This window comes from Anaerobacillus alkalidiazotrophicus, assembly GCF_001866055.1.
Window position 1 is genome coordinate 24,085 of the sequence record NZ_MLQS01000001.1, and the last position, 13,876, is coordinate 37,960.

16 protein-coding genes are annotated in these 13,876 nt (G+C 34.6%); 9 read left to right on the forward strand and 7 right to left on the reverse strand.

Annotation, left to right across the window (positions count from 1 at the left end):
• Window positions 1-58: 58 nt before the first annotated feature.
• Entirely contained in the window at window positions 59-1,222 is a 1,164-nt protein-coding gene (locus tag BKP45_RS00105) for an LL-diaminopimelate aminotransferase (RefSeq protein WP_071387845.1), read from the forward strand.
• Window positions 1,223-1,399: 177 nt separating this feature from the next.
• Entirely contained in the window at window positions 1,400-2,338 is a 939-nt protein-coding gene (locus tag BKP45_RS00110) for a DoxX family membrane protein (protein ID WP_071387846.1), read from the forward strand.
• Window positions 2,339-2,635: 297 nt separating this feature from the next.
• Here the strand turns inward: BKP45_RS00110 and BKP45_RS00115 are convergent, their stop codons facing one another.
• The 3 genes from BKP45_RS00115 to BKP45_RS00125 are packed head-to-tail and all read right to left on the reverse strand — an operon-like array spanning window position 2,636 to window position 4,813.
• The gene (locus BKP45_RS00115) at window positions 2,636-3,394 is read right to left on the reverse strand and encodes an SDR family NAD(P)-dependent oxidoreductase (RefSeq protein ID WP_071387847.1); all 759 of its coding nucleotides are present in this window, start codon (window positions 3,392-3,394) and stop codon (window positions 2,636-2,638) included.
• A gap of 2 nt (window positions 3,395-3,396) precedes the next feature.
• Window positions 3,397-4,482: an A/G-specific adenine glycosylase gene (gene mutY, locus BKP45_RS00120; RefSeq protein WP_071387848.1), complete on the reverse strand. Its 1,086-nt coding sequence runs from the start codon at window positions 4,480-4,482 to the stop codon at window positions 3,397-3,399.
• Between the two features lie 10 nt (window positions 4,483-4,492).
• Entirely contained in the window at window positions 4,493-4,813 is a 321-nt protein-coding gene (locus BKP45_RS00125) for a hypothetical protein (RefSeq protein ID WP_071387849.1), read from the reverse strand.
• 114 nt (window positions 4,814-4,927) lie between these two features.
• Between BKP45_RS00125 and BKP45_RS00130 the strand changes: the two genes are divergently transcribed.
• A complete protein-coding gene (locus BKP45_RS00130) occupies window positions 4,928-5,908 on the forward strand; it encodes a metal-dependent hydrolase (RefSeq protein ID WP_071387850.1) in 981 nt (326 codons plus the stop codon).
• A gap of 24 nt (window positions 5,909-5,932) precedes the next feature.
• Here BKP45_RS00130 and BKP45_RS00135 read toward each other — a convergent pair whose 3' ends face one another.
• Complete coding sequence (locus tag BKP45_RS00135) at window positions 5,933-6,181, reverse strand: YfhJ family protein (RefSeq protein ID WP_071387851.1); 249 nt, start codon at window positions 6,179-6,181, stop codon at window positions 5,933-5,935.
• Between the two features lie 130 nt (window positions 6,182-6,311).
• Between BKP45_RS00135 and sspK the strand changes: the two genes are divergently transcribed.
• Together sspK and BKP45_RS21310 are read left to right on the forward strand one after the other, a co-directional pair.
• Entirely contained in the window at window positions 6,312-6,461 is a 150-nt protein-coding gene (gene sspK, locus BKP45_RS00140) for a small, acid-soluble spore protein K (RefSeq protein WP_071308000.1), read from the forward strand.
• A 44-nt stretch (window positions 6,462-6,505) separates the two neighbouring features.
• On the forward strand, window positions 6,506-6,661 hold the full coding sequence (locus tag BKP45_RS21310) for a YpzG family protein (protein ID WP_084034499.1): 156 nt from the start codon (window positions 6,506-6,508) through the stop codon (window positions 6,659-6,661).
• Between the two features lie 87 nt (window positions 6,662-6,748).
• Here the strand turns inward: BKP45_RS21310 and BKP45_RS00145 are convergent, their stop codons facing one another.
• From BKP45_RS00145 to recX, 3 genes are all read right to left on the reverse strand, one after another.
• On the reverse strand, window positions 6,749-7,066 hold the full coding sequence (locus BKP45_RS00145) for a YfhH family protein (protein WP_211272935.1): 318 nt from the start codon (window positions 7,064-7,066) through the stop codon (window positions 6,749-6,751).
• Between the two features lie 785 nt (window positions 7,067-7,851).
• Window positions 7,852-9,534 (reverse strand): L-lactate permease, encoded by a 1,683-nt coding sequence (locus BKP45_RS00150; RefSeq protein ID WP_071387853.1) that lies wholly within the window; start codon window positions 9,532-9,534, stop codon window positions 7,852-7,854.
• A 152-nt stretch (window positions 9,535-9,686) separates the two neighbouring features.
• On the reverse strand, window positions 9,687-10,502 hold the full coding sequence (gene recX / locus BKP45_RS00155) for a recombination regulator RecX (protein ID WP_245747350.1): 816 nt from the start codon (window positions 10,500-10,502) through the stop codon (window positions 9,687-9,689).
• Between the two features lie 65 nt (window positions 10,503-10,567).
• On the opposite strand from recX, the gene BKP45_RS00160 reads away from it, so the two are divergent.
• The 4 genes from BKP45_RS00160 (at window position 10,568) to BKP45_RS21315 (ending at window position 13,845) form a co-directional block, all read left to right on the forward strand.
• Window positions 10,568-11,473, forward strand: a complete 906-nt coding sequence (locus tag BKP45_RS00160; RefSeq protein WP_071387854.1) for a TIGR01777 family oxidoreductase — start codon at window positions 10,568-10,570, stop codon at window positions 11,471-11,473.
• Window positions 11,474-11,524: 51 nt separating this feature from the next.
• The gene (locus BKP45_RS00165) at window positions 11,525-12,652 is read left to right on the forward strand and encodes an amidohydrolase (protein WP_071387855.1); all 1,128 of its coding nucleotides are present in this window, start codon (window positions 11,525-11,527) and stop codon (window positions 12,650-12,652) included.
• 311 nt (window positions 12,653-12,963) lie between these two features.
• Complete coding sequence (locus BKP45_RS00170; protein WP_071387856.1) at window positions 12,964-13,515, forward strand: GNAT family N-acetyltransferase; 552 nt, start codon at window positions 12,964-12,966, stop codon at window positions 13,513-13,515.
• A gap of 201 nt (window positions 13,516-13,716) precedes the next feature.
• A complete protein-coding gene (locus BKP45_RS21315; protein WP_084787468.1) occupies window positions 13,717-13,845 on the forward strand; it encodes a YfhE family protein in 129 nt (42 codons plus the stop codon).
• Window positions 13,846-13,876 lie beyond the last annotated feature (31 nt).

Here is a 13,876-nt window from a genome sequence, read left to right on the forward strand (position 1 = left end):
GAGAGCTTTTCTTGCGATAATAATGAGTAATAATTAATTTCACAAAGGACTGGTAAATATGATTAATCACTCAAAAAGGTTAGCTCCTTTATCAACTGGGATTTTTAATCAACTATTGCAATATAAACAAGAACAGTTAAACCTCGGAGTTGATATCATCGACTTAAGTATCGGTAGCCCGGATTTGAAACCACCTACTTTTGTCACTAATACACTTTCTACCTCTGCTTTAAACACCGATTTATACGGTTATGCCATTAACAGTACATTAGAATTCAAGGAGGCCGTAACTCATTACTATAATCGAAAATTTAATGTTACGTTAAAAGAAGAAGAAGTTCTGCAACTTATGGGTTCACAGGACGGTTTAGCACATTTAGCTTTAGCTTACTTAGATCCAGGAGATATCGTGATAGTGCCTGATCCAGGTTATCCAATCTATTCTGCGAGTGTTCATGTTGCAGGCGGTAAACTTTACCATATGCCTTTAATTGAAGAGGCTGATTACCTACCATCTTTAGAACAGATCCCAGAAGAAGTTTGCAAAAAAGCAAAAATGCTTATAATTAGCTACCCAGGAAATCCAATCCCTGCTGTGGCTAGTGAAGATTTTTTCAAAAGCTTAATTGAATTCGGAAAAAAACATGAGATATTAATTATTCATGATTTTGCATATTGCGAATTACTTTATGACGGTAGAAGACCGTTAAGCATTTTATCGATACCTGAGTCCCGCGACATAGCCATCGAGTTTAATTCACTATCCAAGAGCTTCAACATAGCGGGAAGTCGTATAGGTTACTTAGTTGGGAATGCAAATTTACTCTCTCCTTTAGCAATACTAAAATCTCATTTTGATTACGGAGTATTTCTACCCATTCAAATCGCTGCAACAAAAGCTTTAAATGAGGGCGATCAATTTTTAGAAGATCAAAGAAAGACATATGAAAAAAGACGAAATACATTTGTAGAAAGTTTATCAAACGAGGGATGGCAAGTAAAAATTCCTGCTGGAGGCATGTTTGTTTGGGCTAAAATACCCGATGGATATACATCTTTTGAGTTCACACTTAAAGCTATTGAAAATGGTGTGGTTGTTACCCCTGGTGATGCTTTTGGTCCTCATGGGGAAGGCTATATTCGAATTGCCCTCGTAGAAAGTGATGAACAATTACGAAAAGCGGCAAAACGGTTGAGTAGTATATATTCTGAAAAGCCATAAATGATGATTTTCGAAAATACTCCGTTCGAATCGCACACAAACACTATACAACACACTTTCAAACAATCTATAACATAACATAAAAGAGCTTTTTTATTTTTCAAAAAAAATTTCTACCAATACTGGAAGTAAAACAAAGGTAATTAGGACATACTCAATTGGTAGAGGTGATAAAAGATGAAAGGCTTACATGTAAAATGGTTTACGGAACTCGAACCCATAAGAGAGCCAATTGAAAATATACTTACGTTGAACTTCTTTTTGGTTTCATTATTAATCGCAGCCTTTTTGGCAATTTTACCGCAAATCATTCCTTATATTATGCAGCTTAAAATTGTAAAAGCATTTGACAAAAAGTTATCAACTTTAGAACCTTACACAGGTTTAATCTTAAAATACGGAACCGCATTTGCGATCATATTACAACTTTTTTGGGATTCAATTTTAGCTCCTGAAATCCATTTGACATCATTCTCTTTGATCGTTGCCATATTTGTAGTTATTGCGCTACTGATTCCTCACCATCTCGCAACTAAAATTGGTGCAATAGGAATAATCATTCTATTTATGGATGCATTATTACATATAGGATGGTTTAATACATTAGATTATGCTTTTTATTTAGCTATTGCTTTTGCTTTATTTACTCAAAAAACAAAGTGGGAAAAATTCGGGATGCCCGCCCTTTATCTTGGAACAGGATTATCTTTATGTTGGGTTGCTGTAGAGAAGTGGGTATACCAGGAAATGAGCATTGATATTATTTTAAATCATGCTGTTCCTACGTTTGGACTTGAACCTGTAACCTTCGTAATTATCAGTGCTTTTATTGAATTTGTTGTCGGGTATCTCCTTATAGTAGGGGTATTAAACCGATTATTAGCTCTAGTACTTACGTTAATATTTGTTGCTACAACGATGTTGTTTGGGCTACTTGAAATAATTGGTCACTTCATCATTCATATAATATTAATTACATTTATCATAGAAAATACAAGTTTTTATAATCCACCTGTTCAAATGCACAAACGAAAAATTGATCAAATTATTTTTATCTTTTTAAACTTTCTCTTTGTGTTAGCTACTACCTTGCTCATTTACTATCGTTTTGCTTAGAGAACTCGTTCTAGCTTCGCTAGAACATCGGAAATTCAGATGGAGTCTCAACTCCACCTGAATGGAAGTTCCCACCTAAGTTTTTAGGTGGGATTCTTACTGCCCCTAAAAAGTAGTATAAAGCTGAACTTCAATCAGTGGGGGTTTTCCTTCATCCCCCACTGATTGTTAGTTCAACTTATCGGACCTTTAGGGGCAGTTTATCCCCCACCTAAACTTCTCGATTTTCTTAAGTTTTGAGGTGGGGGTCTTACTGCCGCTTAAGAGTGGGATAAAGCTGTTCCACAAGACAATTTTCTAAAAATTTGACTTCGATTGACCACCATCTACATTGAGTGTAGCACCTACAACCCATGATGCTTTTTCCGATGCTAGAAATAGAACAACGTTTGCTACTTCCTCAACAGTACCGAATCTCCCTGATGGGATTTCTTTTTCCACAAAGTCATTTATTTGTGTAGGATTTGCTTCAAGTCGTTTCTGCCAGTTACCTGTTGAATGAAGGATAGAGCCAGGAGCAACACCATTGACTCGGATCCCTTCCTTAATAACTTCATCAGCCAAAGACTTAGTAAATGAAATCATAGCTGCCTTGGCACTATTATAAGTAGGTTTACCGCCAGATTCGCGTCCAAAAATAGATGATATATTTATGATTACACCTTGCCCTTGATTTTTCATTATTGGAACAGCCAGTTTACTAAAATGGACAGCGGAAAAATAATTTAAGTTCATCGCTGATTCGAAAAGTGAAAGATCTGTTTCGACTGTCGTACTTCCATTACTTCCCCCAACATTATTAATAACAATATCTACTGTTCCAAAATCATTAATTAATTGACGGAAAATATTTTCACGATCTTCACTCACAGATAAGTCACCTTCGTAATGAGCATCTAAGTCAAGTTCAATACTAGCTTTTTCTAAATCTTGCTTCGTCCTTGCAGCAATGGCTACTTTTGCTCCTTCTTCTTTAAAAGCTTTGGCAATTGCTTTCCCAATCCCCTTTGAACCACCTGTGACGAATACTACTTTTCCTTCTAATTGTAAGTCCATAATTAAATTTCTCCTTTCAAGCAATGATTCATTATTTTTTGATGGGAAACTGGAAAAGGATATGCCTTTATCTCTGAACTAGATACCCAAACAGATCGTTCATTCTGTTTTTCACCACTACTTAACAACTCCACTTCAAAAATCTTAATATCCCACTTTAGGTGTGAAAAAACATGGTCAACATGGAAAATTTGTTCACCAATAATGGTGTGTAAGGAGAATTCGGTTAACAAAAAGTCGGTTAATTGCTTCTCAATAGGATTTTCATCATTAATTTCAAGATTGGGGAATTCCCATAAATTTGCTAATAGACCGACGCTTAGACGTTGATGAATAAGAACTTGCCCATCTTTATTTTTTATAAAAGCACAAGCCATTTTTTTCTCTTTTGGTTTTGTCTTTTTTGCTTTAATAGGAAGTTGAGTTTGTACATTTTCTTCATATGCTTTACAATGCTTTTGAACAGGGCATATCGCACACGAAGGCGTAGTAGGGGTACAAATTAATGCTCCTAGTTCCATCAAACCTTGATTAAAAGCAGACGGATCATCTTTACTAATAAGTATTTTTATTATTTCTTCAATATTTTTTCTAGTTTTTTGCTTACTAATATCATCATAGCTAGCAATAATACGCGAGATTACCCGCATGACATTACCATCTACAGCTGGCTCCGGGATATCAAACGCAATACTCAGAATTGCTCCTGAAGTATATGGACCTACCCCTTTTAACTTAGATATTTCTGCTTTAGAGTTCGGTACCACCCCACCATAACTTGTATGGACTTCTCTTACAGCTGCTTGTAAATTTCTTGCTCTAGAATAATAACCTAATCCCTCCCAAGCTTTTAGAACATCCCCTTCATCTGCCAAAGCTAGGGCGTCAACAGTAGGAAACTTTTTAATAAACCCATTAAAATAAGGAATTACAGTTTCTACTCTAGTTTGTTGAAGCATAATTTCTGATACCCAAATCTTGTATGGATCCTTATCCTGGCGCCAAGGTAAATCGCGTTGATTTCCTTTAAACCAACTAATTAAATCATTTCGAAATCCTTTCACTGATGCTATATTATCTAGTTGCATTTTAGCTCCTCTATTCTTGAATTTGCTTTGTTTGAAATGCCCAACAGTTTAATCTATCCAGTCCACCTTCTATATACTTATCTAACTGACTAAAAATTGGGTGTTCATAAGATTTTCGTAATTTTTTCAATGCTTTATAATGAGCAATATTTGGAACTTGAAACATTTCCACATATAAATTTGGTTGATCTGTTGAAACAAACCACTGTATATTTTCTGCACTATACTCCGGTAACTTTCTTATGACTTCTTGCATAACAGATTCGTATTGAGCAACTTCTGTCTCATTAATTTTATATTCTATAAAAATTTGTAAATTTAATTTATTCATATTGTAAAACCCCTTTTTAAACTATATAATTTCGGGTAAAACTAATATAAATTAGAAGAAGATGTTGATACTATGATGAGACAACGTCAATTTTTAACGGAGGTGCAATCACTATTGGATACTGGTACGCATGTTGTTATGGGCATTGCTGTTGGATCCATTGCAACGTTAGACCCTGTTGTAGCAAATGACCCTTTATTGGCACAAACTATCATGCTAGGTGCCTTAATTGGATCGCAAGCACCTGATTTTGATACAGTACTTAAACTAAGAAATAATGCTAAGTACATCCGCAATCATCGCGGTATTACTCATTCGATTCCCGCTGTTGTTCTTTGGCCTATTTTAATAACTGCAGCATTAGCTTTTTTTATTCCGGGTGTTAATTTGCTTCACCTTTGGGCGTGGACATTTTCAGCAGTTATTCTGCATGTATTTGTCGACATTTTTAATGCCTACGGAACTCAAGCTCTATATCCTTTTAAAAAGAAATGGATAGCCTTAGGTGTTATTTATATTTTTGACCCATTTATATTTATTGGCCACATAGTAGCAATAATTTTTTGGCAGATTGGTTTCCATCAAGGATTTACATTTCTGACTCTTTATTTCGTCTTAATTTTTTATTATGTTTGGCGTTTTTATGCACGTAATAAAGTATATAAACTAGCAATGCAAGAACATCCTGATGCTACTCATGTTTTTATATCACCATCGTTTAAATGGAGAAGGTGGCATGTTGTTATCAGAACAAAGGATATGATGTATGTTGCACAAGCAGAAAAAGACCAAATAAAATATCATGAAAGCTATCCTTTTGAACCAATACCAAATATTCCGATCATTAATGCTGCAAAAAAAGATGAAAATTTATCTGCATTTTTATCCTTTTCTCCATCGTATCGTTGGGAAATTGTTGATGAGGGTGATCATCAAGAAGTTCGTTTTATAGACCTTCGTTATCGTAGTAAAGGTCATTATCCATTCGTTGCTATTGTAAAGATTGACAATAACCACAATATTTTAAGCTCATACACTGGCTGGATATATAACCAAGATACGTTAAAGAAAAAATTGGAGTTTGCTACTGAATAAATGGTAGCAACTCTTTTTTTCTACCTACTTTAGCAAATGCTTGAACTTCTCATTTTTTGAGGCGAACTTATGAAGATAAGCACCATAATTTTGAATAAATTGTTTCACATAGCTTTCTGTTACCTCTTGTCCTTCATAATCATGTCCAGCTTTTGCTCTAGTGGCTTCAAAGTCTTCCCACAAAGCTTCCACCCAATTCCGAGCTAACTGTTCATTTAGGTCACAATTTTTTTCCATTAATAATTTTGCTAAACGCTCAAATCTTTCTTCCATACAAACTCTCCTTTACTAATTATTGCTAGAAATTTCACATGCGTGTTAGTTCAGCCAACTTTTACTACTAATAATCCTTCATCGAAAACTCATACTAATAACGTACCGCTTTGAAAGGAGGTTTCACCAAATGCGTAATAAAGAAAAAGGATTTCCTAATCGAATGTCTTTCGACGGAGAGCCGCGAGCAAAAGTAGAATATTCTTCTAAAAGAGCCGATGGCACAATTAAAGATCATCCACAAGAAAGAATGATGAACTCTAATCAAAATCGAAAGTAACTATTTAGAAATCATTGTTTGGATTATTCTAGGAGGTGCTTATCTTGGCAAAAAATAGTAAGGACCATCGAGCCCACTATCAAGATCCGTTCCAATCTCCACGTGCAAATCCAAAACATGCTTTTATGCAAGTGAATGGTGAAACTGAACAAAGTCTTCACAACTACGTTCTTCAAGTTCAAACACGAAAAAGATCGTAGAGGTACAGGGCTACTCATTCGAATACTCCAAATGTAGTAACTGATTTACTACAAATAGGGTACCTTTATGGGTAGCCTTTTTGTTAGTTAGTTTACTTTTCTAAGTAATAATGAAATTGGAAAGGCTTCTTCTTCGTTCTCATTACCAATTCTAAATCCCCAAGCGAAAATACCATTCATATGCGATATATGGAATAACGAGCCGTCATTTAATTCATAGGTTTCTCCTGCCTTAAAATCATCAGGATGATTTAATAAGTATGACCTTGCCATCGTAATTTTACGTTCATAGACTGCCAATTCATTTATCATACCCATCTGTTCAGCTTTCTTTGATTTATCATTTAATTTTGTGATTTCTTGGTGTAATTCGAACTCCGTCATTTGACTATAACGTTTCTCCAATAAGACCACTCCCATTTAATGAATTTCAAAAAAATAGATATTACTCGACTAAAATAGTATATCTAGTTGAATTAGCGCTTTATCAACTTTAATGGTCGCTGAAATAATGATGAGATTCACTTCATTGAAAAAGTATTGTAAGTTTAATTATAATGTTATTTTACGAAAAACAAAACTTTCATAACTTGAATGATCACTTTCAGCAAATAAAGCTGAACTTCAATCAATGGGGATTTTCCTTTATCCCCGACTGATTGTTAGTTCAACTTATACCACGGGCATAAGAATAACTAATCATCAGCTTTCGCTGATGAAAGTTATTCTATATCGGACCTTTAGGGGCAGTTAATCGCCCACCTAAACTTCTCGATTTTCTTAAGCTTTGAGGTGGGGGTCTTACTGCCCCTTAAGAGTGGGATAAGTTCAATAACTTTTTTCACAAAAGTACAATGGTACACACTTTCTACTTGCTACTTTTTCTATCCTACACACAAATTTCCTTTATTTACTTTGAAAAAATTTCGTTTTGACTAGGAATTTATTCTTTTCCTTCACGATTTGGTATACCCTTTGCTGCAAAGTTACTTTTCCCAATTTCCCATTTACTTACGTGTTTCTGTACTTCACTACCCGTTCTATTCTATTCTAATTGGGTACCGTATTTCGTTACTCAATCTCTACTTATACTTACACATTTGACTTGAAGACATCACTTCAATTGTAGCAATTTAACAAAAAAACACACGGCATCTGCCTATACAGACGCTGTGTGTTTCATTTCATATCTAAACTAAATATGCCAATATTAGACCAATTAAACCGGAAAATAATGAGTAGTAGAACATTGGTCCAAGTGTCATTCGAATAATCGTACCTTCTTTTCCTAATAAACCAACAACTGAGGCTGCAGCTACCACATTTAGTACACAAATCATATTTCCAGCATTTGCACCTAATACTTGCATACTAACCACAATTGTTGGATCTACTGCTATTTGATCAGCAACACTAAATTGGAAAAGTGAGAACATCATATTACTAAATGTTGCACTTCCAGAAATAAATGACCCTAAGGCGCCTATTAAAGGTGCCACTAATGGCCAAGTCCCCCCCATTAAAGCTGATGCAGTATTTGCCAGTTCAATCGGCATACTTTGTAAGTTTGCATCATTTAATCCAGAGTTAATGAAAATACGGACCATTGGAACTGCAGTAAATAAAGCAATAGCGCTTCCTACAATTGCCTTCCCCGACAGTGAGAAGGTTCTTGCTAACTGATTTGTACTCATATTATGAACAAAAAATGTTATCAATACTACAAGAATAAAAACTGTACCAGGTAAATATAGGGGTTGAAGCGACGTCCCAATATTAGTCCCTAAAATATTGTTCCAAGTTATACTAAAGCTCAATAACCACTGTTTTAGCCCTATTGCCTCTATCCTAGTGAGTACTAGAAAAAGACCAACTAATAAATATGGGATCCAAGCAACTAATAGCGGTAGCTCTTTTTTCATTCCTTTCTTTTTTACGTAAGGTGCTTCACTTTCTTCTTCCCGTCCAATCCATGATTGAAGCCAATTAGCTTTTTGAGGGAAATCCCATGATTCTTTCGGTAATAAAAATCCCTTTTTAGCTGCCGGTACAACAATGATTAATCCAATTAAACCACCAAATATTGAAGGGAATTCTGGGCCTAAAAAGGTTGCTACAAGGAGTGCTGGAATTGTAAAGGCTAAACCAGCAAATATAGCAAATTTCCAAATTCTTAACCCTTCCTTAAACGTACGATTTTCACCAAAAAATTTTGTTAATAATAAAACCATTATTAATGGCATTAGTGTTCCTACAAAGACATCTACCCTCATTGCTTGAGCACCAATGATATGCATGTAATCTAGCATATTCATATCACCTAAATACGGTTGAACGATAGGAGCAATAATTGATCCTTCTTGAAGACCTTGATTTACCCCTACAATTATTGGTGTACCAACAGCTCCAAAGGATACAGGGCTACTATCAGCAATTAACGCTAACACAACTGCTGCTAATGGCGGGAAACCTAACGCAACCAATAATGGTGCACATATTGCTGCTGGAGTTCCAAAGCCCGCTGCTCCTTCAATGAACGCTCCAAAAAGCCATGCAATAATAATTAATTGCACACGACGATCCGGTGTAATTCCTAAAAAACTGTTTCGAATCGTATCAATCGCACCACTAATTTTCAAAGTATTTAATAGTAAAATTGCCCCGAATACAATGTATAAAATTGAAACGCCAATGATAATTCCCTCAAGTGAAGCAGCCAACACTTGGATAACCGGAACTCTCCAATAAATTATAGCTAATATAGCTGTTGCCAAAAGGCTTATTGGCATAGCTTTCACAGCTGGTATTCTTAAAATAACTAAAAATAATAGTACAGCAATTATTGGTGTAAGTGCTACTAAAGTTGTAATCATAATTATGCTCCTTTTTCTACACAAAGTTATCCTATATACAGAGTCCATAAAAATTTGAATTTTATGTTCCTAATACTATTAGCTTGTCCTAAAAGGAAAAATAAAAAAGCAGAAAATTTCTGCTTCCCCTAAACATATTTATTTATCTTTCCTTAGACAAACTCTTCAATAAATTTTTCAATTAAATCGACTGTAAATCCACGGCGATATAAGTATTGTTTTATTTTTTTCTTTTTCTCCCAACCATCTTCATTTTTATATTTTCTCAGCGCTTTTTCACCTTGATAAGTTACAGCATCCCACTCAGCATCAAAATCCTCTACCGTTTCTTCAATTAATTTCTGTAATGCATGTTGTGCAATTTCATAAGTAAACCCTTTAGATAATAATAATAGTTTCATCTTATTATAATATTCTGTTCGTGAAGTCCGCTTAGTATTCAAGTTTTTTTTCAGTAACAATGTACTAGCTTTTTCTATTTGATCTTCGAAAGTGTACATCTTTAAACTTTCAGTAATTTCTACATTACTTATTCCTTTCTCAATTAATTCTTTTTTAACAAGTTCTGGACCTTTGTTTGTTAAATTAATCCTCGAGCGAACAAAAGCATTAGAAAATTCAGCGTCATTTATGTACTTCTCCTCGATTAATCGATCAACTACAATAGAAATAACTTCTTTATCAAACTCTTTTTTTATTAAATAATCAATCACTTCTTTTTTTGATCTCATACGATAAGATAAGTAATTTAAAGCATGATGGTATCCTTTCCTTATCATCTCTTCATGAGTAATTTCAGTTAATAATTCTTTTGTTATTTCCAATCCTTTTCTAAGTTGGAATGTAACCAAAACTCCTTGATCGACACTAAATGCATATTGTTCTCCATGACCATCATCTAGAAATATATTGTAACGTTCTAAATTTTTCTTTTGGGTAGTTATTTTTGAAATCACTGCCACATCCATCACTTCCCTTCCTAAAATTAACGTAGTATCTTTTCGTACACTAAAAAATCTATTGGAGGTAAATTATGAAAATTGTAATTGCTGGTGGAACTGGTTTAATTGGCGCTCATTTAGTTAAAAAACTAGCTCATGAAGGACACCATATTTATATATTAACAAGAAATGTTCAAAATAAGAAAACAAACATGAACACCACCTACGTAAATTGGTTATCGAAAGAGTCTAAACCAGAACAACAATTAACCGATATTGATATATTCATTAACCTCGCTGGTGAAACTATTAATAGAAGATGGACGAAAAAGCATAAGGAACGTATCTTACATAGTCGAATTGAAGCCACTAGAAGATGTATTTCATTAATGAAAAAATTGAACAGATTACCAAAGGTATTTTTAAACGCTTCTGCAATAGGCCTTTATGGTACATCACTAACCCATACTTTTACAGAAAATCATCAACTGGTTGGAGACGATTTTTTATCATCGGTTGTGCACAAATGGGAAAAAGAAGCCTTAAAAGCAGAATTACTTGGCGTTCGAACCGTTTTACTACGTTTCGGCGTCGTTCTAGCAAAAGAGGGTGGTGCATTATCGAAGATGTTACTCCCTTATCAGCTACTAATTGGCGGAACAATAGGTTCTGGACGCCAATGGATATCGTGGATTCATATCGATGATGCAGTAAACATGATTTATTTTGCTATAAATAACGAAAATATTAACGGAGCATTAAATATTACAGGACCAGAACCGATACAAATGAGCTCATTCGGAAAAGCTATAAGTACCACATTTCAAAAGCCTCATTGGCTTCCCGTACCATCTTTTCTCCTCAAGATACTATTAGGTGAAATGAGCACCCTTGTACTTAGTGGCCAAAAAGTATTACCTAATAAAGCAATGAACCAAGGCTATCAGTTTACATATTCTAATATAGGTGATGCCTTAAAAAATTTCACATTAGATTAATGTGCTTGGGGATCTATCTCCAAGCACATTTTGATGGAAAGGGGTTTAGATATGGAAATACTCATTGAAAATGCAACAATTTACCCAATTACCTCTGAAAAAATACAAAAAGGTTCATTATTCATTAAAGACGGGAAGATAGTTGCAATAAAAAATTACATTGAACCTACATCTAATATGACAGTTATAAACGCTGAAAATAAATATTTACTCCCTGGTTTCATAGATGCTCATACTCATCTTGGTTTATATGATGAGGGAACAGGGTGGGCTGGAAATGATGCTAACGAAACGATTGATGCTCTAACACCTCACATTCGCGCCATTGATGGTGTGTACCCATTAGATATCGGTTTTAAAGATGCTATCAAATATGGTGTTACTACGGTGCATGTCATGCCAGGAAGTGCAAATGTGATTGGTGGGACTACATCAGTAATCAAAACGGTGGGAAAGAACATTAAGAAAATGATTTTAAAAGAAAGAGCAGGATTGAAAATCGCCTTAGGGGAGAATCCTAAGCGTGTTCATAGTAATTCTAATAAAAATGATATTACTCGAATGGGGATCATGGGAATGCTTAGGGAAGTTTTTTATCAAGCTAAGCGAAATCAAAACAAAAATGATCTTCGAATGGAACCTATCATTTCTGCGCTTAATCGCGAAATACCTGTTAGAATCCACGCTCATCGTGCTGATGATATATTAGCTGCAGTTCGTTTTGCCCAAGAGTTTCAATTAGATTTGCGAATCGAACATTGTACAGAAGGTCATTTAATTGCAGAGGAATTAAATGAGTATCCATTGCAAGTAACAATTGGGCCAACATTAACAAGGCGTTCTAAAATTGAATTAAAAAATAAAACATGGGATACGTATCGAATACTTTCTGAACTTGGCATAAACGTATCGATTACCACTGATCATCCTTATACACCCATTCAATATTTAAATATTTGTGCCTCTATCGCTGTGCGAGAAGGTTTACCTGAAAAGAATGCTCTTGAAGGTATAACAATTAATCCAGCAAAAAATTTAGGTGTCGCAAATCGGGTTGGTAGCTTAGAAGAAGGGAAAGACGCAGATGTTGTACTTTGGAGTCACCATCCATTTCATTATATGGCCACCCCAATTATGACCATAATAAATGGGGTAATAATTTACAAAAAAAACATATAAAAAAAGGTTCCATTTTGATACGAATTCGATTATGATGATATAGGATTTTCAAGTAATCACAAAAATGTGTAAGTAAATTTAAGTTTTTGTGCATATAATTAACCAATAACAACATATTTGACAATATTTCATGATTTATTTGAGTTTTTCAAGTTTTTTACAACAGAATAGGCAAGAATGGGAAGGCAATTGGTTGCGCCACCAGATTACTGGTCCTAGTGGGTTCGATTCCCACCCCGAATTTGATACGAAATTTCATTAAATTCGAGGGGTAGGCCTTTTTCTGCCCCTATGTGGAGGGGTAAAAAAAGATGATTAAAAAGCGCGAATTAACGGATTGTCAAAAATTGTACGAATTAATGATTGACCCAGCTGTTTTCCCATTTGTTCGGCAAAAAGCACATTCTTATGAAGAGTTCCTTTTCCTAACTAAGCAAACAATTGAGGCTGAAGAACGAGGCGAAGTCATTTCACGAACAGTTGTAGACGAGTGGGGTAACCCAATTGGTACCATTAATTTATTTGACATTAACAATCATGCTGGTTTTTTAGGTACATGGTTAGGTAAACCATATCACGGGAAAGGCTACAATAATATTGCAAAAGATGCATTTTTTAGTGAGTTGTTTTATGAACTTTCTATAGAAGCAGTATTTATGAGAATTCGAACAGAGAATGTTCGGTCTAGAAAGGCTGCAGAAAAGTTACCTTATGCAGCTTTAGCAAATGAAACTCGAAAAGATATTTATAATGAAATTAATCCCAATTCAAAGATTTATGATTTATTTCAAATTGAAAAAGATCAATTTACTTTATACCAATACAGACAACAAGCAGATGTATTCGAGTTAAAAGAAGCATAGTACAGTTTTACTTCAGTCCTACACATTCAATCATAAAAACTAACCATCTTCAATTTCTTTTAATTTTAAATTGTGGTCTTTTGCCACTTTAAAAATGAATTGAAAAACGAGCTGCCTAACAAGCTCGTTTTTTTAGTATAAAAAATTGGTCGGATAAGCAAACTACAACAGAAAAAGCTAGAGCTTAAAGGTGGTTATATTATGGAAAGTAAAAAACAACGCGCAAGAGAAGAAAGAAAAACGATGAGTAAGGCTCAGGAATTTCATTACTTATCAGATTTCAAAGCAGCTGATCGTGCCATGGATCGAGCAAGGAATAATAAAGCTTAACTACGAGTAGTCCAAAAGGAAAAAAAGTAAG

What these genes read in the sequence shown, in the direction of transcription:
- BKP45_RS00105 (WP_071387845.1), top strand. Translation starts at nt 59, where the DNA reads ATGATTAATCACTCAAAAAGGTTAGCTCCTTTATCAACTGGGATTTTT.
- BKP45_RS21315 (WP_084787468.1), top strand. Translation starts at nt 13,717, where the DNA reads ATGGAAAGTAAAAAACAACGCGCAAGAGAAGAAAGAAAAACGATGAGT.
- BKP45_RS00135 (WP_071387851.1), bottom strand. Translation starts at nt 6,181, where the DNA reads ATGGAAGAAAGATTTGAGCGTTTAGCAAAATTATTAATGGAAAAAAAT.
- mutY (WP_071387848.1), bottom strand. Translation starts at nt 4,482, where the DNA reads ATGCAACTAGATAATATAGCATCAGTGAAAGGATTTCGAAATGATTTA.
- BKP45_RS00160 (WP_071387854.1), top strand. Translation starts at nt 10,568, where the DNA reads ATGAAAATTGTAATTGCTGGTGGAACTGGTTTAATTGGCGCTCATTTA.
- BKP45_RS00170 (WP_071387856.1), top strand. Translation starts at nt 12,964, where the DNA reads ATGATTAAAAAGCGCGAATTAACGGATTGTCAAAAATTGTACGAATTA.
- BKP45_RS00150 (WP_071387853.1), bottom strand. Translation starts at nt 9,534, where the DNA reads ATGATTACAACTTTAGTAGCACTTACACCAATAATTGCTGTACTATTA.
- BKP45_RS00165 (WP_071387855.1), top strand. Translation starts at nt 11,525, where the DNA reads ATGGAAATACTCATTGAAAATGCAACAATTTACCCAATTACCTCTGAA.
- BKP45_RS00125 (WP_071387849.1), bottom strand. Translation starts at nt 4,813, where the DNA reads ATGAATAAATTAAATTTACAAATTTTTATAGAATATAAAATTAATGAG.
- BKP45_RS00115 (WP_071387847.1), bottom strand. Translation starts at nt 3,394, where the DNA reads ATGGACTTACAATTAGAAGGAAAAGTAGTATTCGTCACAGGTGGTTCA.
- recX (WP_245747350.1), bottom strand. Translation starts at nt 10,502, where the DNA reads ATGGATGTGGCAGTGATTTCAAAAATAACTACCCAAAAGAAAAATTTA.
- BKP45_RS00110 (WP_071387846.1), top strand. Translation starts at nt 1,400, where the DNA reads ATGAAAGGCTTACATGTAAAATGGTTTACGGAACTCGAACCCATAAGA.
- sspK (WP_071308000.1), top strand. Translation starts at nt 6,312, where the DNA reads ATGCGTAATAAAGAAAAAGGATTTCCTAATCGAATGTCTTTCGACGGA.